The organism is Victivallis sp. Marseille-Q1083 (assembly GCF_903645315.1).
In the GTDB taxonomy this organism is placed as follows: Bacteria; Verrucomicrobiota; Lentisphaeria; order Victivallales; family Victivallaceae; genus UMGS1518.
Window position 1 is genome coordinate 3,082,151 of sequence record NZ_CAHJXL010000001.1, and the last position, 24,051, is coordinate 3,106,201.

The window sequence follows — 24,051 nt, forward strand, 5'->3', positions numbered from 1 at the left end:
ATATTGTAATATTTTACGTGACAATATAACGCCGAGGTCTGCCAATGACAAAATGTAACGTTTCGATTCCGTTCTTTCAAGGTCCGAAAAGCAGAAAAATTGAATTCAATTTCGCCGGTGGAGATATCAGCAGTGACGGCGGGTTGCTTTTCGTGAAAGAATTCGACCGCAAACTCGGTTTGACCCGGCGCGCCGGTAAACTGCTGGATTCTTTTGATATTCGACAGCCCGGAAAAGTTGAACATTCCTATCTGAGCATGCTTCGTCAACGAGTTTTTGGTTTGGTTGCCGGCCATGAAGATCTCAATGACCATCATGAATTGCGAACTGATCCGCTGATTCAAACTGTTGCCGGTCGTGATCGTCAACTCGCCACTCCAAGCACTTTATGTCGATTCGAAAATGGAATCGATCGTCGTGCTTGCGTAGATTTGAGCCGATTGTTTGTCGAATTCTTTATCGAAAGTTTCTCCACGCCGCCTCGAGAATTGATTCTTGATTTCGATGCTACCGATGACCTCACTTACGGGATGCAGGAAAATCGCTTTTTTCATGGCTATTATGACCACTATTGCTTTTTGCCGTTGTATGTTTTCTGCGGGGATCAATTGCTTGTGGCTTATTTGCGTCCATCAAAAATTGATGCGGTCAAGCATGCTTGGGCGATTCTCTCGCTACTGGTAAAGAGCTCTCGGCAGAAATGGCGGAAGGTTAAGATTATCTTCCGGGGAGACAGTGGCTTTTGACGGCAGAAAATGCTGCACTGGTGCGATAAAAATGAGGTCAAATATATTGTCGGATTGGACAACAATCCACGTTTGCTGGCACTATCAAAAGATCATCAAGGGAACACGGAAGCACTTTACAACGAAACACATGAAAAACAAAACTGTTTACTCAGTTCGAATATGCGGCAGGAACTTGGAAATACCCGCGCCGGGTGATTGCCAAAGCGGAATTCAACTCCCCCGGACCGAATAATCGTTTTATCGTCACCAATCTTGATGATGATGGACAATATCTTTATGAAAAAGTCTATTGCGCCCGAGGTGAGATGGAAAACAGGATCAAGGAACAGCAGCTGGATCTTTTCGCTGATCGGACGAGCTGCCATGACTTTGCGGCAAATCAATTCCGGCTTCTGCTTTCAAGTTTGGCTTATATTCTCATGGAACGGTTTCGGGCATTGTTGTTGACAGGAACTCAATTTGCCGAGGCTACCTGCGGCAGCATTCGCTTATACCTGGTGAAAATCGGTGCCATTATTCGGCGGAATACCAGAAAAATTTATGTTGCTCTTTCAAGTGCTTGTCCAAATCAGGAACTCCTCCGCTTGATCGCTGCGAAAATCATCGCTTGGGAATAAAACCTTGGAGAGCTGTCCCCGGCTCGCCGAACAACAACGGGGGAAAGGGGGAATATGCTCAATTTGCAAAAAAACGACAATATCCGACTCTGAAAATAAAAACTTCCGAATCTTCTGAACATTTCTCGACGATTCGAAAGTTTCATGCAACATTCAGGTTAGCCGTTTTTATAAAGAAACTCATTTTTATCTTTTCTTTGAATCAATGCTGTTTTCGAGAAAAACTCCATCGTCAAGTTACTCTATTTTCAGCGATTGGCAGCAAATTACTTATTTTGCAGTTGCCTTGAAATCTATACAGATTTCAAGGTTAACTCTTTGATTTCCAATTGTTTTTTTTTTCATATTTACCATTTTATTGGAAAATATGAAAAAAACAAAAAAAGGAACCATATTGATGCCTAAGGCTATACTCAATAAAAGACGTAATGGAACCGGGTCGTTGAAGAAAATGCCGAGCGGATTCTATGCGGTTCAATATTACGATGATGACGGCAAGCGGCGTCAGAAAACCTTACTGGACAGAGCCGGAAATCCGACAAAAATAAAGGAGGAAGCAGAACAACTCATACGTCAGCGTTTTGCCACTAATACAGCTCTGGAGCAGCTTGAATCCAAAGAAGAAGCGATTCTGAAATTGATGGAAACCCGGCAGATGATGGTTAAGTGTAGCTTGACTCTGACGGAGGCTTGGAATAAGTTCCATGAGTTCAAGGAAGGAACGGTTGAAGCCATCACATTGAAAGGCTACGAAAGTGCGTGGCGAACTTTTATCGGTTATATGTCAAAAAGACATCCGATCATTGAAAAAATTGGAGAAGTAACCCAGTCGGTATTGGAAGATTATTTCAACTTTCGCAAAGCCCAAAAAGTTTCCGCTCAAACTTTCCGGGTTGATACGATCACTTTGAAAAGCGTCTGGCGTAAAGCCCTGGGACCGGAAACCGAAAAACTGTTTCTTGATTTGCCTAAAATTCCGAAAAGTCAACAATCGCGAGAGCCATTGACCCTTCAGGAACTACAACATATATTCAGTTTATTGTCCTCCGACAGCTTGTATGAACTTAATGATAAGGATGAATATCGCTGTCTTCTGAAGTTGATGGCTTTTACCGGAATTCGCGGTGGAGAAGGCACTCAAATGACTTGGCAAGATATCAATGAATCCTTTACTGAAATATCATTTGTACCGAATAAAACGAAAAGATCGTCGCCAGATCCGGTGACTATTCCGATTCATCGTGAATTACGAGCAGAATTATTATATCGCTTTTCCATCCGGGCTTCCGGTGACGTTTATATCATGCCCAAGCTCCAAATGCGTTATCGCTCCTATACCGGCGCTATCAGCAAAATTATAACCAAAATACTGCAGTCAGCCGGTATCATCACGTCTGTGGCTCCGAATGCCCAAGTCAGACGTGCGATACGTAAAACTATTGATCCCCAAACACAAAAGGTAGTAGCAAAGCAATGTAAAATTTGTCGAAAATCCATGCACAGTGTTCGGCATTATTTTGCTACCATTGCCTCAAAATTGAGTATTGATCCTTTAATCACCCAACGGATTTTGGGACACAAAACACTGAAAATGACCAGCCACTATACGCACATCGATATTGAGCAGAAGAGCGAAGCGATTGCCCGATTGCCGGACATTTATCCGGCAGATACAATTGATGTGGTCGCTGTTGATGTTACCGCGAATACACGGCAGGACTTATTGTCTGAAATAACGCTTGCATTACATGATTTGCCACTCAATCACCTCATGCTGATCCGCGATCAATTAAGGCTTGTTTCACACCATAATCATGAGCTGCCGCTGAATATACCTCTGCCGGCCGTAACTGAAAAAAGATTGAATGAAGTATTGTTTTTTAACAATATAGAAGTCGGAAAGATCTTCGGCATATCGGATTCGATGGTCACTCGTTACCTGAAAAAATACGATTTGCCCACTAGCCTGAATGTTGCATGAAACTTTCGAATCGTCGAGAAATGTTCAGAAGATTCGGAAGTTTTTATTTTCAGAGTCGGATATTGTCGTTTTTTTGCAAATTGAGCATATTCCCCCTTTCCCCCGTTGTTGTTCGGCGAGCCGGGGACAGCTCTCCAAGGTTTTATTCCCAAGCGATGATTTTCGCAGCGATCAAGCGGAGGAGTTCCTGATTTGGACAAGCACTTGAAAGAGCAACATAAATTTTTCTGGTATTCCGCCGAATAATGGCACCGATTTTCACCAGGTATAAGCGAATGCTGCCGCAGGTAGCCTCGGCAAATTGAGTTCCTGTCAACAACAATGCCCGAAACCGTTCCATGAGAATATAAGCCAAACTTGAAAGCAGAAGCCGGAATTGATTTGCCGCAAAGTCATGGCAGCTCGTCCGATCAGCGAAAAGATCCAGCTGCTGTTCCTTGATCCTGTTTTCCATCTCACCTCGGGCGCAATAGACTTTTTCATAAAGATATTGTCCATCATCATCAAGATTGGTGACGATAAAACGATTATTCGGTCCGGGGGAGTTGAATTCCGCTTTGGCAATCACCCGGCGCGGGTATTTCCAAGTTCCTGCCGCATATTCGAACTGAGTAAACAGTTTTGCTTTTTCATGTGTTTCGTTGTAAAGTGCTTCCGCTTTCACTTGAAGATCTTTTGATAATTCCAGCAAACGTGGATTTTTCGCCAATCCGACAATATATTTGACCTCATTTTTATCACACCAGTTCAGCATTTTCTGCCGACAAAAGCCACTGTCTCCCCGGAAAATAATCTTAACCTTCGGCCATTTCTGCCGAAAGCGCTTTACCAGTAGCGAGAGAATCGCCCAAGCATGCTTGGCCGCATCAATTTTTGATGGACGCAAATAAGCCACAAGCAATTGATCCCCGCAGAAAACATACAACGGCAAAAAGCAATAGTGGTCATAATAGCCATGAAAAAAGCGATTTTCCTGCATCCCGTAAGTGAGGTCATCGGTAGCATCGAAATCAAGAATCAATTCTCGAGGCGGCGTGGAGAAACTTTCGATAAAGAATTCGACAAACAATCGGCTCAAATCTACGCAAGCACGACGATCGATTCCATTTTCGAATCGACATAAAGTGCTTGGAGTGGCGAGTTGACGATCACGACCGACAACAGTTTGAATCAGCGGATCAGTTCGCAATTCATGATGGTCATTGAGATCTTCATGGCCGGCAACCAAACCAAAAACTCGTTGACGAAGCATGCTCAGATAGGAATGCTCAACTTTTCCGGGCTGTCGAATATCAAAAGAATCCAGCAGGTTACCGGCGCGCCGGGTCAAACCGAGTTTGCGGTCGAATTCTTTCACAAAAAGCAACCCGCCGTCACTGCTGATATCTCCACCGGCGAAATTGAATTCAATTTTTCTGCTTTTCGGACCTTGAAAGACCGGAATCGAAACATTACATTTTGTCATTGGCAGACCTCGGCGTTATATTGTGATGTAAGATATTACAATATAATACGTTAGTCGAGAATCTGCCTCTTTGTTTTTGAAAATTTACGCAATATTCAGGCTAGACGGAAGGCGACACAAACGTTGTGTCCAGAACAATTAAATACTATTAGGTTGAAGCTTTTAAGAATGTGATGTATTCGCATCGGAACCATTTTTTCTATATAACAGAAAATTATTACTGTTTAGAATGGAAAGTGATACAGCCAGTTAAGTTTCGGAATCCACTGGGATTTTTCTTCCTCCAGCGGTTTTGAACAGACGATGTGCGAGGCTTGCAGCGATCCATACCAGTGCAAACGGCCAAACGTTATCACCGTCGTAAAGCGCGTTCTGGAGCAAAACAGCCAGAGCAAAGGAAAGAATCAGATACATCCAGGTGAAGACCACCAGCGGCATCCGGTTGATGGTTTTGACCTTAAGCCTCGGTTTATGCCGAATTGCGCACCAAATCAGCTCCAGTCCGACCGTGCACATCGCCCACAGCATCTCCAAAACAAAGGCAGCGCACCACACCCCCAACGTCGCCAGAGTAACGATGCCGATGCCTGGACAGCGCCAGATAAAACAATCGTTGCCGGAGTAGATCAACCATATTCCGCCGAAAACCGGCAGCAGAGCCACGGTAAAAACGGCGAGACGGCAATAATCGTACCAATAGAACCAGCGGGTTTTCAAATTGCCGTTTTTTCCCGCCTCCTGTGTCGCCGGGCAATGGCGTTCAACCCGCGCGCCGCAGACTTTCCGGCATTTCTGCTTGAATGCCGACCGGACAAAAACATCGCCGTTTTTCAGCAGCCGTCCTGATTGCCAGAATATGTACCCGACCTGGCATTGTCCGCGAGGCCCGCCAGCCTGAAGTGTGGTGAAGGATACGATGTCCACCTTATAATCTTTTTGTTCCGACCAGCCTTCGGAATAGTTGTCGGACCTGGAGTAATCGCCTTTCAGTCCGCCTGATTGAGAGTCGCCGAGATTTTGGCTGCGTCGCCGAATTACCTCTTGTCCGATACTGTCGGCCGCCCATTTGTTGGTTTCATGATCGCCGTTTTGGCAGAAAAACTTCGTCCCGAGGTTTCCCAGCAGCGACGCAGCTTTTTCCTTGCCGTAGCCGTCATGGAGGTTGCCCAGATTCTGGGTTGCATACACCGTCAAGGTTCGACTGGATCTGGCGGTGGTCTGAAACTTCTGGTCATAATCGATGGCGAAAAACTGGCATTCATCGGCCCACAGAAAAACCGGACGGGCGTCGGGATTGGTAATGTCTTCACGGCGCTCAATCATTTTTTGAAAACATAACTTGATGATGGCGGCAGTCATTTGTCCGACCAGTCCGTATTGTTTGACATCCTGATCGACAATCAGGATTTTGCCCTGCCGGTAAAGCTCTTCCATATGCAGAGAAGAACTGCGGGCGCCAAAGCAACGCAGAAATTCTCCGCGAAGCATGGAGTCGGCCAGTACGGTAAAACTGGAAATGGTATTGCTGCGGGTACGTTCGTCCAGTTGCGGAAATTCGATCAAAAAATAATTCCAGGCCAATTCATAGTCCGGGCATTCGGTATGACCGTGATATGCTGCTTGCAACAGCAACAGGCTGGAATATTGCTGCGCATGTTCCAGCGTTTGATGGTTTACCGCATCGCCGTTGAGTTCAATATAATATTTCTGATATGCTTGGGCGGTCGACCTGAAATCTCCGTATTCATCCGCTTCGGCTTGACAAAAGACGACAAAGCCTTCGACGTATTTTTGAATATTTTCCGCGACTTCATTGGAGCGCAGCGCAGTATCGATGGTTTTCTTGATGTTGGGCAATGTTACCTGCTCTTTGGCAAGAACCAGCAGCGATATGGCATTGCGCAGAAATTGCTTGATCGCATTTTGCCAATATTCATCGGAAGTGCCGGCTTGTTTCTTATCTTTCGAGATTTTGACAACCTCCAGAAAGATATTGACCACATTCTCAACCTGTCCGCCGCCGGCTTCCCTGGGGCGGGAAAATTCTTCATCCAGAAAAGCAAATGTTTCATTACTCAGCCGGAGCAGATCGCCGGTCCGGCCGGTTTCGGCGGCATAGTCTTCCCATGTGCCAGGTTCGTCCGGTTTTGCGCAGAAGACGATTCCGCCATACCCAAGCTGCAGGAATTTCAAGGCTATATTCCGCAAAGGGCCGGAGGATTTTCCGGAGCCGGTCATGCCGAAAACCATGACGCCGGTGGCCGCATCACGGGTCGTCCAGGCATTGCCCTCCAGATTCAGTATTTCGGTGTCAAGAACCGAGGCCATCAGGTCCACCACCAGCAGTAAAGATGAAATGCTCCGATGCCGGCCAGCAGCGCCAACAGCAACAGACAAACAGTGAAGACACATTTATTGGCAAAACGTTCGCGATGAATAGCGATCAACCGGCGAAACTGCAATCGGTAGTGAATCTGAAAACGGGTTGCCAGCTCCAGTGTCTGTTCGTGGTTCTGCTGCAGAATCGCGTTGATGCGCTCCAGCATTACTTCATTACGTTTCACTTCGGATTGGAGCCTGCGATCCTGTTCGCGATGCAGAAGTTCCAACTCCAGAATGATGCCATAGGTCAGGTCGTTTGGATCGCCGGTTTCGCGATATAATCCGAGCAACCGGCGAAGTTCCTCGGACGAAACCTCCGAGTCGGCCATCGTATTCATGCACAGTTCTCTCAGGTTCATAAAATCTCCTTGGCCGCCGCTTCCGCGCCGGATTATTCCGGAACGGAAACCGGCGGCCTGAACGTTTATCGGGACATAGCTGGTTCCTGAATGGTTTTACCGGGCGCTTTGTTTCTACCCGGTTCCGGCGTTTCTTTACCTGGTTCCCTGGCGGCTTTTGCCATCAGGTCCTTCGACAGATCCCGAAATGTGCCTTGCGTCATAGCTGCAATTTTCTTTTCGCTCATGACGGGAACCATGCCGCGTTCCATCCATTTCCGCAGCATACCTTCTTGCTGGATGGTTATCGGTTCGGCCTGAACTGCCTTACCAATAATTTCGGACGCCTGTTTTTTCGTGATGTCAGTGGGAATTTCATCGATTTTACCGGTCTTGTGAAGTTCCTCCAATTTAGCCAATTGATTCTCCGTGGCCGGTCCATCCGGTTCCTGTTTATGAACTTGCGCCTCATTGGATTTACCGGAACCAATATCCAGCAGTTTGCTGGCTTCGGCAAAAGTCAGATTGTCGTTTTCATATTTTGACAGAGGTTCGAGCCGACCTTGTTCCACCATGTTGCGGATGGCGTTTTTTTGTTTGGAGGACGCCGGCGCATTGGCAAGAATCTCCCGTGCCTGTCCGAAATTGATCTTCTCCAGTTGCGTTTTGGACATCGGTTCGATCCGTTTCTGGTCGATCAGTTCCTGAATCCGGGCCAGTTGTTTGCCGGTAGCCGGATCGTCCGGCTCATGCGGTTTTGACTGGGAATATGCGGCATCCAGAATCTCACTGGCCGTCCCTTTGGTCAGATTTTTCGTATCCACAGGCTCAATTCTCCGGTCGGCAATCAACTCTTCGACTCGCTTGATCTGTTCTTCCGAAGCCGGCCCCAGCCCCAGAATTTTACTGGCTTTCCCCATGCTCAACGTGGCAATCTCCCGTTCTCCGATAGTCGGAGACGGGATGATTGCCGCCAACGCCTTGCCGTCAAAGCCGCCGGCTTTCAGCATTTCGCGCACCGCCTGCTTCTGGTTTTCCGTAGCCGGAGCCAATGCCAGTGTGATATTGATCATCTGTCGGGCTTCAGGTTCAGTCAGAATTTTCCAGCGTTCCGACTGCATCCGGGGAACCAGCCCTTTGTCCATCAGCCGACGTAGTTCCTGTCGGGTGCGATCCGTAACGGCGGGAGCATCTGGATCAGGGGCAATATTGCGATTTGGAACGTTTTTGAAAATTATTCTGGCTTCACTGCCGGAAATATTTTCAATGTCATCTTGTGACAGCTTAACTCGTCCCTCGGCAGCCATGATGCTCAACGCCACCTTTTGTTTGATGGAGGCCGGAGTATCGTTCATCTGAACCAGATCCTTCAGAAAATCCGGCGAGAGTTCCCGCATTTGCTGTTGCGTCATCTCCAACCTGCCGGAAGCGATCAACCCCGACGCGATGTTCTGATAATCCTCATTTGTCAATTCGTAAGCAGCCATTTTCGTTCTCCTTTCGTTTGTTTCACTTTGCGGCGCCGGAAGCGTCGCGCGAATTTTGTCTTGGTCAAACGGGATGCCGGACGCTTCAAAAAGCAATTCCAGCCCGGTTATATTTTCAGGGGTTCCCGCCACGTTCAAGGTATCAAGCCAATCGGCAGGCCGTGCCTGGGTCAACAGCATCGGCAAGCCGTTGACAATTTCCTCCGCTTTTTCCGGTGACAATTTTCGCCATGCCTCCAGAGGCAATGGCGGAATGACGCCGGCGGACACAGTTTTGGCGATAATCTCCCGATGATACAGCAGTTGCGCTTCCCGCAGATTGATTGCCGGATTCGGTTCAAAGCCGTCCGCCAGCCGGGACGGTGAAAATTTCAACTCCCAGTTTTTCAGTCCGGATTGCAGGTTGCGAAACGAGTGGGAGCCGTCCGCCTTTACGATCGGATCGGCGGCGTCAATACCCTGCTTGAAGTAATCCAGCCAGGCCACTCCGGCGCGATAGGAAATCGTCTTGTGCAGCACCCGGTCCTCCCATTCAGGATGCTGTGCAAAATAAGCCCGCTCCTGCAATTCAAGATGATACTGTTCCTTCGGATTCCGATCCTGCACATATGAGCGGGCGATGCCGTCAGAACCGATTCCGCTTTTCCTTTCCCGCGGATATTTGAGCGGCTCTTCCCGTTCCATTTCCTCCCGATAACGCGCCCGTTCGATTTCTTCAAAGGAGGCGTCCGGATAACGGCTGCGCAATTTGCTTTCCCACTCATAATCGAAGCCGTATTGATTCTCGCCGGCCAGGTGACTTGAGCGGCTATAGTCCACCACATCCAGCAGCTCCAGATGGCGCACGCCGCCGTCCGGAGTCGCCATGGCGATTTCCGCAACCGCCAACAGCGGCAGTTTGTCGATTTCCCGTTCGATATGTGAAAAGTCTAATTCTGCCATATCAACTGGTTTGGAAAGTCCCATCCGAACCATGCGGCTAAACAGATCAATCTGGGCGGCGCGGTATATTTTCTCCGCCTCCGCCAGATTTTTGCCAAGGTCCGGTTCAAACGCCTTGCGAATGCCGGCGTCGGAAACCGGAAAATTCCAGCGCCGCAAATTTTGTTGCAAAGCCTCCAAATCCACCACATCCGGACTGGAATGCAGGAATTGTTTCCAGGCGTCCGGCGAATATTCCACGCTGATGCGTCCGGTCGGCATATCGGCAAACGCCTGCTTTTGCAGCAGTTCGCCGGCGCGTTTCTGGAGATTTGTCCTGGAGGCGTCGAACATCGATATTTCGACCGGCTTGCGCTGTGAATCCAGTCCGCTGACGACACCATGATAAATCTCTGGAAGATTGTTCACCATTTCATCGAGCCGTTCCCTGGTCAAGCCGTCAAGAGGCATGGGGGCCGCAGCCCCCATGCGCACCAGCCTAGCGGCCAGATCACGCTCTTCAAGCGTTATGCTGTTTTCTTCCGCCATCGAGACTTAACACCTCTTTCTTTATTTTTGTTTGCTTTTCCGGCCACAGCACCCGGAATCTCTGGGCGGCGATTTCATACTGCTTGCGAATGCGGATGATTTGCATATATTGCAACCCCTGAAGTTGCGCCTTGTCCCTCAGCATCTGTCCGTAAGTCAATCCGGCTTTCCGACTCAAAGTAAGATATTCCGGAGTAAAAAACGGCATTTCGATAATTCGCGTATGCGGCAGCTGCTCCTCCAGTACCGGTTTCAGCGTTTTTTCGTAATACCAGAAATTTTGTCCGGCAATCAGGTTTCGGATCAGGATCAAGTTAGCCTGCCCGGAAACAAACATTTCCCGGCAATAATCCAGCCAGCGTAGAAACGTGATGCAACTGTCCACCTCGGCTGTGACGCAGCCGACGATATTGACAGCGATCCTGGCTGCCGCCAATTCCGCAACCGGCACACAATCCAGCCACTCCAAAGTGGATTTGCTGGTGCCGGCTTTCATATCGACAATAAAAGCCTTTTCCTGATCGGAATTTGCCTTGAGCTCATTTACGACCCGATCCAACGGATATGCTTCCCGGCCATTCTCCGGATCAATGGCGTGCAGCGTTATGGTCGAATTCTTAAATACGGCCGTCAACGATTGATTCTCATTATCACAGTCGTAGGCGACCACCTGGATTCCGGCATCGATAGCGGTATCAATCAACATCGATGCGCACAGTGTCTTACCCACGCCACCTTTGGTTCCGGCAACAAGAAATAATCCCATAATCATCTATTCCTTCGATTTGTGGTTTTTTCGATTGAAACTACAATCATTTCTTTTCTGTTTCCGGCAATATTCCGACGAACCGTGTTCAATCAGAATCTCTGCGTCGTGCAACGTCAGCTTCGACAGCTCGGCATCGGTCATGGGAGCGATAAAGCCCCGTTCCATCAACTTCTTCAAACGTGCCCGCTGTTTAGGGGTAATACCGGAAGCATCAATATCTTTGCAACCGGCCAGCCAGATAATTCCCTTTGCATATTCCATCGAAATTCCTTTCTCAATATCGCTTTCACGAATATTCGGCAGTATGCCGGAACGAACAATACGCAGCGCTTTTTCCAGAGTTTTCCCCTCGGCCAGTTCATATCTGCTCAAGGTTTCGACCTGAATTGTAGCACTCATACCATCTCCTTTTTTCATCACGCGCCATCAATCATTTGGACTTCCACCGAAATTTAACAGCAGGCCGGGATTCGGCTTTTCCGCTTTCGGTTTGTTGCCATCATGAACATGTTGAACCAGCGCCCGCATAATCATTGTATTTACGGCAATGATTTCCGACTGCTTGAACAACAACATTTCAAACTGTTCCTGCCGCGCCCGGAATTCCGCCGCTTCCAGATGGGCTCGGATTAACCTGAATGTTGCATGAAACTTTCGAATCGTCGAGAAATGTTCAGAAGATTCGGAAGTTTTTATTTTCAGAGTCGGATATTGTCGTTTTTTTGCAAATTGAGCATATTCCCCCTTTCCCCCGTTGTTGTTCGGCGAGCCGGGGACAGCTCTCCAAGGTTTTATTCCCAAGCGATGATTTTCGCAGCGATCAAGCGGAGGAGTTCCTGATTTGGACAAGCACTTGAAAGAGCAACATAAATTTTTCTGGTATTCCGCCGAATAATGGCACCGATTTTCACCAGGTATAAGCGAATGCTGCCGCAGGTAGCCTCGGCAAATTGAGTTCCTGTCAACAACAATGCCCGAAACCGTTCCATGAGAATATAAGCCAAACTTGAAAGCAGAAGCCGGAATTGATTTGCCGCAAAGTCATGGCAGCTCGTCCGATCAGCGAAAAGATCCAGCTGCTGTTCCTTGATCCTGTTTTCCATCTCACCTCGGGCGCAATAGACTTTTTCATAAAGATATTGTCCATCATCATCAAGATTGGTGACGATAAAACGATTATTCGGTCCGGGGGAGTTGAATTCCGCTTTGGCAATCACCCGGCGCGGGTATTTCCAAGTTCCTGCCGCATATTCGAACTGAGTAAACAGTTTTGCTTTTTCATGTGTTTCGTTGTAAAGTGCTTCCGCTTTCACTTGAAGATCTTTTGATAATTCCAGCAAACGTGGATTTTTCGCCAATCCGACAATATATTTGACCTCATTTTTATCACACCAGTTCAGCATTTTCTGCCGACAAAAGCCACTGTCTCCCCGGAAAATAATCTTAACCTTCGGCCATTTCTGCCGAAAGCGCTTTACCAGTAGCGAGAGAATCGCCCAAGCATGCTTGGCCGCATCAATTTTTGATGGACGCAAATAAGCCACAAGCAATTGATCCCCGCAGAAAACATACAACGGCAAAAAGCAATAGTGGTCATAATAGCCATGAAAAAAGCGATTTTCCTGCATCCCGTAAGTGAGGTCATCGGTAGCATCGAAATCAAGAATCAATTCTCGAGGCGGCGTGGAAAAACTTTCGATAAAGAATTCGACAAACAATCGGCTCAAATCTACGCAAGCACGACGATCGATTCCATTTTCGAATCGACATAAAGTGCTTGGAGTGGCGAGTTGACGATCACGACCGACAACAGTTTGAATCAGCGGATCAGTTCGCAATTCATGATGGTCATTGAGATCTTCATGGCCGGCAACCAAACCAAAAACTCGTTGACGAAGCATGCTCAGATAGGAATGCTCAACTTTTCCGGGCTGTCGAATATCAAAAGAATCCAGCAGGTTACCGGCGCGCCGGGTCAAACCGAGTTTGCGGTCGAATTCTTTCACAAAAAGCAACCCGCCGTCACTGCTGATATCTCCACCGGCGAAATTGAATTCAATTTTTCTGCTTTTCGGACCTTGAAAGACCGGAATCGAAACATTACATTTTGTCATTGGCAGACCTCGGCGTTATATTGTGATGTAAGATATTACAATATAATACGTTAGTCGAGAATCTGCCTCTTTGTTTTTGAAAATTTACGCAATATTCAGGCTAACCACACAATATTTTTATAACGCCAAAAACCAATTATTCCGGGTTACAGAAACAGGACATCCTGTCATGCTCTTCGTTTACGACGCACTCGGCAACCTGACCCAGAGCGGATATGATGCCGATGATAACAATAATTTGACAGTGGCCTCATCGGATCGGCTTTTGGTGACAGAGCAACTCTTTGTCAAAGAAAGCAACTTCTGGTTTTTCAAAACCATCCAATCGGCCTATGCCACAACCAATAACGGAACTGCAACCACCATACTTCAATCGAAAGAAAAATTATCTGGTCTCCCGACCGGAACTGTTGCCGAAACCCAACATATTGATGTGAATGGAAATGTCATTACCGACACGATTCAGGTGGATAGAGCCAATCGCAAAACCACTCTGAATATCCTGTATCCGTTTTCAACTGTAGCGCAGCAGGAAATTACAGTCAATGGATTGCTTCAGTCCTCTCGAACACCATCAAATCTGACAACAACCTATTCCTATGATGCGCTTGGCCGGGTTATCGGTATCACAGATCCCAGAATTGGAGAAAGCCAGATCACGTACTATTCTTCCGGTTCCGGTAAAATAGGGAAACTTTGCACACAGACCGATGCGGCAGGAAATATGGTTACTTATGACTATGAAAGCACAACCGGGTTAGTGAAATCAGTACAAAACGCCTTGAATCAAAAGACATATTATACATACAATAACCTGAACCAGGTTGTCCGAAGTTGGGGGGATTGTGATTATCCGATGGAAAGAATTTATGATTCACAAGGACAGTTAACGCATTCCAAAACATATCGCAGTGGCACCAGTTGGAGCAATGTGTCATGGCCTGGGGGCAATATTACGGCTGATGTTACTCAATGGACATATGACGCCGCATCCGGTCTGGTTAAGGTGAAAACCGATCCGGCTGGAAAATCAATATCTTATATTTATAATCCAAATGGAACATTGCAAAAGAGAACCTGGGCAAGGCAGAGTAACAATCAGCCGCTGACAACAACTTATACCTATAATGTCTTCAACGAATTGATAAAAATCGATTATTCGGATACGACGCCGGACATCACTATCACTTATGATCGGCTCGGACGACCGCTTACCGTAGCGGATGCCGTTGGTACAAGAATATTTACCTATAATGCGCAATTGGCTTTGCAAAAAGAGGCAATCAATGGTATTTATACGAAAGAGCTAATTCACAATTATGCGACCACCGGCATGAAAGGGCGCAGCCTGGGTATGAATATCGGCAATGTCAATTTATACACTTATGGTTATGACCAATATGGACGCTTGAATCAAGTGTCCACTTCTGCCGGTGCTTTCAACTATGTTTATCTTGCCAATAGTGACCTGATCGCGTCCATTGGACGTCCCAACAGCTTGACAACCTCCTATACCTATGATGATGATCGCAATCTGTTGACGAAAATCATCGATGGCTCCATGAGTACATTGACTTATCTCAACGACGCTCTTGGGCGTCGTACCAGTGTAAGCCGAACTGGCAGTGTTTTCTCAGCACCTGAATTATTGAGTTATACTTATGATGCCCGCTCGGAACTTGCCGGCGCTTCATCCAACAATAATGCCTCCTATAATTATACCTATACTTACGATCCGATCGGCAATCGCAAGGCTGCCGGGATCGCCGGAGTCAATTGGACTTATACCGCTAATAACCTTAATCAATATACGGCATTGAACAAAGCCGGAACGGTTCAGAACCCGACCTATGACGCTGATGGCAATATGTTGACCCGTGACGGTTGGACGCAAACCTGGAATGCCGAAAACCGATTAATTAAAGCGGAAAAAGGATCGGCAAAGCTGGAGTTTGTTTACGACTACATGGGCCGCCGGGTTGAGAAGAAAGTTTATAACGGCACTACTTTGACCAGCCATATCCGTTTTGTTTATGACGGTTACAAACTAGTCGAAGAACTCAATGGTTTGAGCAACAATGCCGTCATGCGCCGCTATACCTGGCAGCCGGTTATGATGGATGTACCTTTGACGGTATTCGACGCCGCCGCCAGCAAGACGTATACTTATCATGCCGATGCCAACAAAAATATCACTGATTTGACGGATTCTGCCGGAGTCAATGTCGCTCACTATGAATACAGTCCTTTCGGGCAACTGGTGAAGTCTGGCGGAAGTTATGCCGCGACCAATGTTTTTACCTGGAGCGGAGAATATCTGGATCGCGAAACCGGTCTGGTCTATTATAATTTCCGCGAATACGATCCATTGTTGGGACGCTGGTTGTCCCGTGATCCTATCGGTGAAAACGGCGGAATCAATCTATATGCCATGAGTGCAAACATGGTGACCAATGTGTGGGATAATTTGGGATTACTGAATTGCGCTAAGCTGCGGGAGGATATCCTCAATAACGATCGAATGATGGACAATTATCGCGATAGAATCAATGAAGCTTTAAACGACAGCGGATGGGGGGAGGTTACCACGACAGCTTCTAGCGCCGCAATTGCTGGCTTAGATTATGGACTGTTTCTTGTGCAGGAGAGAATGGAAAACCTAGGGGAAGCTGTGCCTACGGGACTTAAATATACGGGGTATGGTATTGGAGGTCTCGGCATTGGAATGGGATTATACGGAGCTTATCAAGCATTTTCCACAGGTGATATAACTGAGGGAATGGTTTCCGTTGGGGAATCACTTGGTGGTGCAGCTGTTATGGCAACTGGTTATAGACCATTTGCATTTTTAGCACCGCCTTTAGCATTTCTCGCAACAGGAGAAGCAATTGGGCGCAGTGCTATCAATATTGGTTATGGAATATATATAGCGAAAATTGAAGATGAAACAAATCAAAAAATGTTGGAAGGATATGGAAAATTATTGGATAGGCGTATGCAAAAGGGAGAAGATTTGCGATATTTGTATAATAAATGTTGTGTTAAATACTAAATCAAGGTTTTTGCAATGCGTGCTTTTATTTTATATACCATTTGTCGTTACACAATGCTTATGGGCTTAATCATTGCTATTTCATTGTTTGTATGCCATTCTATAAATACTGGAATAAAGTTTAAAATTGTCGCTACAGTGAGTTTATATATTATCCCGCTGTGGTTACTTTTTAGTTGTTTCAGTAAAATGACATTCTTTGGAGCTTATTTGGGGTATTATCCTGTTTCTGTTAAGCAAATAAAGAAAAAAATTGCAAAACAGAATGAATATATGTTAATATCTTTTTGCTCAGTATGGAGGTTTCATATATTACTAGTTTCAATTTTAGGAATGGCTGTATTATATTTTATAGCAATCATACTATATCCCAATGTTCCATATTTCATTACTGTAGGAGCTATTCTAACCGCTATCGCTTATTTTTATACGGCACTTTATATTTATTACGTTTATGGCTACAAGATGCATAAACATTTGAATGATAGATTTAAAATAACAAATTTTGAAAACGAAGGAATCAAGGTGATAAATAAATATAATTTTCAGACTGCTCAAGAAATCGGCAAATATTATTTTTCACAAAAACTTGATTACAAAAACGGTTATCGCTGGTTCTTCATGACTTGGCTTTCTGCTAAAACTTCAATTCCCGCAGATTTGCAACAATATATAGATTCAAGGGATAAAGCATTAATAAATTTATTTCTCCCTGATCCTAATGCGGAAGACCCCTTGGAAAAAGATCTTTTTCCATTATGGGCATATATTTACTGGACACTTATCGGTAATGACAATGACATAAGAGAAAAATATTATCAGGAAGCCGCAAAAATCGGATTTGATGATACGCAATGGCAATTATTTTGCCCGAAACAGATATCTGCAACAGCATAAATAAAAGGTGGAAAAATGAAACGCGTTTTATGGCTTCCCACGGGATTATGTCTGTTATTGTGTGATATTGCTCAAGCAGATAAATTACCTGAATCTAAGGCTGATCTTCCCGTAATAACAATTACTTCTTTACCTGATAATGTCAAGCTTATCGTCGGGATGACCGACGATAATTCTTACCTTCCTCGTGTTCAAGCCATACATGCACTGGGTAGAAATCTGCCGCAGGACCAGATTGATGCTTTTTATGATTTTCTCTTTCAAAAGCTTGAAGATCAGGAATTGCCGGATCTGGAGTTCAACGGCTTGAAAAATGAATTGACCTGGGCATTGATCTGGCAGGAGAGAGTTCCAAAAGAGCTGGCCAAACATCTCGATACCATGTTCCGGGATAAATCCTATGATGTGACCTGGCGGGATTACTGCGTCCAGTTTTTCGGCAAGTATTATCGTTACGTCGGAGAAGCCGACCGCAAAATCCTGAAAGCCGGGCTGGAAGAGGCCTTGAACGAATGGCAGAACCGAATCGCCGGAACTGCCGGTTATATGCTCTGGCAGATGTCCGACTATCCCGGATTCGACAAGCAAGCTATCATTGACAAGATTGTCGAAATATTGAATCAACCGGATTGTTCCAATGCTTCAAAGTTACCCTTGCTGCAAGCCTGCGGCGAAGCCGGAGATAAGCGAGCTCTACCGCAAGCCCGCGAGCTGATGAAAACCTGCAAAGATATCATGCTTCGCGCCTCGGCTATCGCCGCAGTCGGCTATCTTGGTGACGCCACTGACATCCCATATCTTGAAACCCTGAGCAAACAAACCGATCCCAGAGTACAAAAACCTGCCCAGGCCGCTTTGGTGAAGCTGCAAAAGTAAAAGAGATATAATTTTATAAATAATAATTTATTTATAAAATATCAAAGCAAGGGAGAGGAAAATGAACAGAAATCATGTTATCGGTTTCAGTATGCTATTTGCAGCCTTATTTTCTAGTTTGGCTTATGCGAATCTCCCCTGCGAAGGCGGCGAGAACTGCGAAAAGGAGTGTGAATGTGGTGAAAACTCTTCATCATCCGGTAACGGTGGCGTCGGAACCGGCGGCCCCGGTCATGGCGGTGAAACCGGTGGCGGAGCATCCTTTGGAACCGGCGGAGGAACCCAAAGTTTTGCTGATGGTTCTGGCGGCGGGGTTATCCAACCGACCGTGATGCGCAACGCCGGGAGCGGTACNACCGGCGGCCCCGGTCATGGCGGTGAAACCGGTGGCGGAGCATCCTTTGGAACCGGCGGAGGAACCCAAAGTTTTGCTGATGGTTCTGGCGGCGGGGTTATCCAACCGACCGTGATGCGCAACGCCGGAAGCGGTACGACAAAAGTCGGCAGCGTCGATATCTCGATCAACTTCGGCATTCCGGCCAATGAAAACATTGATGTGCTGGGCCGTTTCAGCATCTACACGATCGCGCCGAGTTCGGCGATCTACACCCCGCAGACGCTGCAATACCTGAACCGTCTGCTCGACCGGTTGACTATTGCGGTGACCAGACCGCCGATGGGCTCCTCCGGCTCGATGACCCACGAAATGTACGCGGCCGGAGATGCGACGATCGGAATTCATCCGAATAATAATACACCTGGAGCAAATAATGACGCCGGCGGAGCCACGCCAGGGCAGGGAACCGCAACCCTGAGCGGCACCTGTCCGGATTGCGGCGGCAACCACAGCGATATGCCCGGCAACACGGTCCGGCAGGTGAAGCTTCTGACCAAAGACCGCGAGGTGTTGATCTTCAATTTTCCGCAGAACGAAAACACCGCCAAGCTCTCCGGCCAGAAAGCTTACTACAACTACCGGCTGCAGATGGTCAACGCCACCGGCACCCCGGTCACCGACAACCCGACTTATTACGACATGTTCATCGGCGACGGCTATGTGATGCGTTATTCGGCCGAAGACGGCCAGGTGATATCCCTGACGACGCCGTTCGGCCGGACGATCAAGCCGGACTCGCCGAGCGTCGGACTGGAAATCATTTACGACGAATCCGGCAACATCAAGCAGGTGTGGAGCAGCGCCGAGGGGCTGGCCGACGTCGTCGTCACCGCCCCCGGCAACAGCTACGAGATCCGCATCTATCCGCCGGCCAGCGCCGGAACCAAGACCAACGGCGCTTATGTGCCGACCGGCGATCCGCATACCGTCTGGAAGATTGAAAACCCGAATCCCGGTCAGGCCACCCAGGTCCAAGTCACCAAATCGGTGACGGTCAACGGCGTAACCACCGATGAGGTGAGCCTTTACGACTACAGTTATGCGCAGGAAGGCTGGAAGCTGGATTCGCCGGACGGCCTGGAAGTCATCTCGCAGAGCACCAGTTGGAATTACTCGAAAACGGTGCGGACGATCAGCGAAACGGTTAAGACCGCCGCCGGCGAAATCGCCAGCAAAAGCACTCGCGTCATGCAGAAGTTCCCGTTCGGAGATCGCACCGTGGTCAGCACCCTCGATCCGGAAGGCGCCAACCTGCAGACGGTCTATACCTATTATTCCAGCGGCGGCGGCATCGGCCGGGTCGAAACCATCAGTTACCCGGACGGCAACTGGGTCTGGTACAAATACGATGATGAAGGCCGGGTGATCGAAGAAATCAAACCATGGAAAAACTCACCGCTGAAATCCCCGGCCAGCCAGGCCCGTTCAATCACTTATTCCTACGCGCCGCTGGACTCCCGCGACACCGTGCAGCCGAACGACGCCCGGCCGCGCTCCATTGAGGAAAAGATTCTCGGCGTCACCGTGAGAAAAGAGTTTAACGCGTATTATTTCGCATCCAATCAGTATTACGAGATCAACCAGCAAGGCACCACCCAGGATGCCGCCTGGAACGACGCGGCGAACCTGAAAACCGAAAAACGATACTACGCCAAAGGCGACAGCAGCTCACCGTCGGCCGGCCGGTTGTACCGGATCACCTATCCGAACGACACCACCGAAACCTATACCTATGCGTATGGCAACTGGAATGCCGGCAGTTCATTGGGGGCCGGAACCTTTACCGCCGGCACCGGCACCGCAGTCAAAATGACGGTGACTTACGGCACCACCGCCAACCCGAACGGCGTCGCCAACAAGACCGGCCAGCAGGTGACGATCTTCGACGGCATCGGCAATGTGGTCATGAAAGAAAAGTATGTGTATACCGGCAGCGGTTTCGAGCGGTTCGGTTGGACCGCCGCCAGCTACGACGCCTGGATGCGTCCGCTGGCGATCAAGACCTCGAACAACGAACTGACCGAATACACCTGGAACTGCTGCATGAAGACCTCCGAAACACTGCCGGATGGAACACAGTACACTTATGCCTATGACGCGTTGAAGCGGCTGATTTCCAAGACCAAAGTGGGTATCGGCGATCAACCGGATCTGGTGACAAGTTATACCTATGACGCTCAAGGACGTGTATTGAATACAATAGTATCGGGGGGGAACTTGAGTTTGAGTGAAAGTTCAACATATAATTATGCCGGACAAATAACTTCAACGACTGATCAGTCTGGTTTGACATCTACCTATACCTATCTTAACGGTAGTAATGTTGGTTCGAACCTGCATGGTTCTATCAAAATTACAACAAAACCAGGGAATATAACTGAAATAATAGAAGCATTTTGTGATACAAATATTTCATCTATGACAGGAAGTGGACAAACTTCACAATATAGTGACTATGGGGTTATAGCCGGAGGATTGCAGTGGAACAAAATCACAGTAGGTAGTGTCGATTCCCCTAGGTGGTATAAGGAATACTATGATTTATTAAATAGAAAAATTAAAATTGAACTGCCTGGTGCTAATAATAGCGTCTTAGTCGCGGAATATTTCTACAATACTAAAAATCAACTAATTATGATAACTAGTACCTATCAGCCAACAATTTTTTTTACTTATGATTCTATTAGTGAATTAAAGCAAATTGGCTTCGACATTAATAAAGATGGTAATTTAACGGCAATTTCTGATGATGTAATATTGCTCACTAATAATTCATTTATAAAAGAGAATGGTAATTGGTATAATCACAAAACTGAATCAACTTATGCAACTTCAAATAGTAATATTATAACGATACTTAATCAGAAAAAAAATAAATTATCAGGGTTTAACACTGACATTATTACTGAATTAGAAGAGATTGATATCTATGGTAATGTGACTTTAACGCAAACAAAGCTGAATCGTCAAACCCATGAAATGATTATTGATATTGATGTTCCTTTTTCTTCTATTATTATGCAAAGTAAATATTGTAATAAGTTGCTAAAGTCAAAAAAAGATTCTTCAGGTATAACAGTTTCATATAATTATGATTGCTTAGAGCGATTAATTGATACTTCAAATGCCAGAACTGGTACAGAAATATTAACTTACTATCAAGATGGAGTTGGTAAAAAAGGAAAAATTAAGACAGAGCCTCATGAATCTAATGGATATATAACATATGATTATGATTCAATAACTGGTCATATAAAATCAATAAAAAACAGCTTGAATCAATATACCTATTTTGCGTATAATAATTTCGGCGAAATCAATAAAACATGGGGAGATAATGTCTACCCCACAGAGCATCTCTATAATTCGTATGGCGACTTAATACAAATAAAAACTTATAGAAATGATAGCAATTGGACTTCACCTATTTGGCCATCAGATCAAACGAATGCTAATATTACGACATGGAATTATGATATTGCTACTGGATTAATAATTGAAAAAATTGATGCTGCGGGGAGAAGTACGCTTTATGATTATTATGATGACGGAAGACTGCATATAAAAACGTTGGCACGAAAATTCAATAATCAATCTTTGCAAAAAATATATACTTATGATGCACTTGGCAAACCTCAGACAATTGATTATACAGATGAAACGCCATCTATTTCATTTACTTATAATCGTATCGGAAAAATATCTACTATTATTGACGAAACTGGAATTCATACCTTTAGTTATAGTCCACAACTGACATTACAAAAGGAAGCAATTGATGGTATCTATACGAAGGAATTAAATCGTATATATTCAGCAGCTGGTTTCAAGGGTAATTATCTCGGATTGAGCATTGGTAATACCAGTTTATATTCATATCGCTATGACCAATATAATCGTTTAAATAAAATAGCGACTGCAAGTGGAAATTTCGACTATACATATCTTGCAGAAAGTAATTTGATTGCTTCAATAACTAGGCCGAATAATGTATCGACAAGCTATACCTATGAACCAACCAAAGATCTGTTGACCACAGTTGCCAACGGCTCGATCAGCACTTTTCAATATACTAATGATGTACTCGGACGCCGTACCAGCGTAAGCCGTAGAGGCAGCGCTTTCACTGTTGCCGATATCTTGAGTTATACCTATAACAGTTACTCTGAATTGACTGGCGCTTCGTCAAACAATAATGCGTTCTACAATTACAGTTATAACTATGATCCGATCGGCAACCGCAAAACAGCCGGTCTGGCTGGTAGCAATTGGAGCTATACGACTAATAATCTCAATCAATACACAACCATAAATCAAACTGGATCAATTCAAAATCCGACCTATGATGCTGATGGCAATATGTTGACTCGCGACGGTTGGACACAAACATGGAACGCCGAAAACCGACTGATCAAGGCCGAAAAAGGTACCGCAAAACTGGAATTTGCTTATGATTTCATGGGCAGACGCATAGAAAAGAAGGTTTACAGCGGCAACTCTTTAACAAGTCATATTCGATTTGTTTATGATGGTTATAGCCTGATTGAAGAACTTGATGGTTTAAACAACAATGCTACATTACGTCGCTATGTCTGGCAAGCAATACAATTCAAGACACCGTTGACAGTTTTCGATGCTGGCATAGACAAAACTTATTTTTATCACATAGATGCCCAAAAAAATATAACTGATTTAACCAACTCTGCAGGAGAAGTTGTTGCGCATTATGAATACAGTCCCTTTGGACAACTTGTTAAGTCATCTGGAAGTTATGCAAATACAAATGTGTTAACTTGGAGTAGTGAATATTATGATCAAGAAAATAATTTAATTTATTATAATTACAGATATTATAGTCCATTATTGGGACGATGGATTTCAAAGGACCTTATCGATATTGATAAATTCAGAAACTTATATAGTTTTGTCAATAATAATCCTATAAATTATACCGATTCCTTAGGATTAATGAGTCTTGATTCTGTTTCTGCAACTATGGAACAAGCTATTTTACAGGGAGATATTGATACAATTTTATGGTTGCTTCAAAATGAGGGGGTATACCTAACTAAGGCTGCTGTAGCTGCAGCAACGGCTTATTTGGCAAGTGTGGCATATTGTGAATCACTTTGGAATTACTATAAATCTTTCGAATGCAGAAGATGTAAGGGTTGTTGGACTCGTGAAGAACTTTTTGCCATGGCAACAATCTGCCTGGACGAAGTAACAGGACGTATGAATTACCTTAGAAATAAATGTGATTTTATACTTCCGGGTAGTATTAGGACAGGAAGTACATTAAAAGAGAATAACCATATGAATGAATTAAATAATAAATTTAGAGCCGCTTTACATTGTTTGGATTTGGCCATAAAAACAATTAACTAACTTTAATTTAATTAGGTTTTATTGATTATGAACACCCAATATAGCTTTTTATATATTCAATATATTTAT

At 45.7% G+C, this 24,051-nt stretch carries 13 protein-coding genes and 1 pseudogene; 6 read left to right on the forward strand and 8 right to left on the reverse strand.

The features are described 5' to 3' along the window. Positions 1 to 44: 44 nt before the first annotated feature. Positions 45 to 1,366, forward strand: a pseudogene (locus HWX74_RS12680) (IS1380 family transposase). A gap of 451 nt (positions 1,367 to 1,817) precedes the next feature. After that, on the forward strand, positions 1,818 to 3,347 hold the full coding sequence (locus tag HWX74_RS12685) for a tyrosine-type recombinase/integrase (protein WP_254872350.1): 1,530 nt from the start codon (positions 1,818 to 1,820) through the stop codon (positions 3,345 to 3,347). A 142-nt stretch (positions 3,348 to 3,489) separates the two neighbouring features. Here HWX74_RS12685 and HWX74_RS12690 read toward each other — a convergent pair whose 3' ends face one another. From HWX74_RS12690 to HWX74_RS12730, 8 genes are all read right to left on the reverse strand, one after another. Beyond that, the gene (locus tag HWX74_RS12690) at positions 3,490 to 4,812 is read right to left on the reverse strand and encodes an IS1380 family transposase (protein ID WP_176012100.1); all 1,323 of its coding nucleotides are present in this window, start codon (positions 4,810 to 4,812) and stop codon (positions 3,490 to 3,492) included. Between the two features lie 249 nt (positions 4,813 to 5,061). Further along, positions 5,062 to 7,224, reverse strand: a complete 2,163-nt coding sequence (locus HWX74_RS20260; RefSeq protein ID WP_368506807.1) for a type IV secretory system conjugative DNA transfer family protein — start codon at positions 7,222 to 7,224, stop codon at positions 5,062 to 5,064. Next, positions 7,140 to 7,553, reverse strand: coding sequence for a hypothetical protein (locus HWX74_RS12705; RefSeq protein WP_176013891.1), 414 nt, complete (start codon positions 7,551 to 7,553; stop codon positions 7,140 to 7,142). The genes HWX74_RS20260 and HWX74_RS12705 overlap by 85 nt, the downstream gene beginning before the upstream one ends. A gap of 65 nt (positions 7,554 to 7,618) precedes the next feature. After that, positions 7,619 to 10,489 carry a hypothetical protein gene (locus HWX74_RS12710; RefSeq protein ID WP_176013892.1) on the reverse strand — a complete coding sequence of 957 codons (2,871 nt, stop codon included), beginning with the start codon at positions 10,487 to 10,489 and terminating at the stop codon, positions 7,619 to 7,621. Next, the gene (locus HWX74_RS12715; RefSeq protein ID WP_176013893.1) at positions 10,461 to 11,255 is read right to left on the reverse strand and encodes a hypothetical protein; all 795 of its coding nucleotides are present in this window, start codon (positions 11,253 to 11,255) and stop codon (positions 10,461 to 10,463) included. The genes HWX74_RS12710 and HWX74_RS12715 overlap by 29 nt, the downstream gene beginning before the upstream one ends. Before the next feature lie 6 nt (positions 11,256 to 11,261). Further along, complete coding sequence (locus tag HWX74_RS12720; RefSeq protein WP_176013894.1) at positions 11,262 to 11,657, reverse strand: hypothetical protein; 396 nt, start codon at positions 11,655 to 11,657, stop codon at positions 11,262 to 11,264. Positions 11,658 to 11,684: 27 nt separating this feature from the next. Beyond that, complete coding sequence (locus HWX74_RS12725; protein WP_176013895.1) at positions 11,685 to 12,059, reverse strand: hypothetical protein; 375 nt, start codon at positions 12,057 to 12,059, stop codon at positions 11,685 to 11,687. Then, positions 12,050 to 13,372, reverse strand: a complete 1,323-nt coding sequence (locus HWX74_RS12730) for an IS1380 family transposase (protein ID WP_176012100.1) — start codon at positions 13,370 to 13,372, stop codon at positions 12,050 to 12,052. The genes HWX74_RS12725 and HWX74_RS12730 overlap by 10 nt, the downstream gene beginning before the upstream one ends. 70 nt (positions 13,373 to 13,442) lie before the next feature. On the opposite strand from HWX74_RS12730, the gene HWX74_RS12735 reads away from it, so the two are divergent. The 4 genes from HWX74_RS12735 to HWX74_RS12750 all read left to right on the forward strand — a co-directional run bounded on the left by HWX74_RS12735 (position 13,443) and on the right by HWX74_RS12750 (position 23,982). Beyond that, positions 13,443 to 16,424 carry an RHS repeat domain-containing protein gene (locus HWX74_RS12735; RefSeq protein WP_176013896.1) on the forward strand — a complete coding sequence of 994 codons (2,982 nt, stop codon included), beginning with the start codon at positions 13,443 to 13,445 and terminating at the stop codon, positions 16,422 to 16,424. Between the two features lie 15 nt (positions 16,425 to 16,439). Next, on the forward strand, positions 16,440 to 17,321 hold the full coding sequence (locus tag HWX74_RS12740) for a hypothetical protein (protein WP_176013897.1): 882 nt from the start codon (positions 16,440 to 16,442) through the stop codon (positions 17,319 to 17,321). A 15-nt stretch (positions 17,322 to 17,336) separates the two neighbouring features. Beyond that, complete coding sequence (locus tag HWX74_RS12745) at positions 17,337 to 18,197, forward strand: HEAT repeat domain-containing protein (RefSeq protein ID WP_176013898.1); 861 nt, start codon at positions 17,337 to 17,339, stop codon at positions 18,195 to 18,197. A gap of 61 nt (positions 18,198 to 18,258) precedes the next feature. After that, the gene (locus HWX74_RS12750) at positions 18,259 to 23,982 is read left to right on the forward strand and encodes an RHS repeat-associated core domain-containing protein (RefSeq protein ID WP_176013899.1); all 5,724 of its coding nucleotides are present in this window, start codon (positions 18,259 to 18,261) and stop codon (positions 23,980 to 23,982) included. Positions 23,983 to 24,051 lie beyond the last annotated feature (69 nt).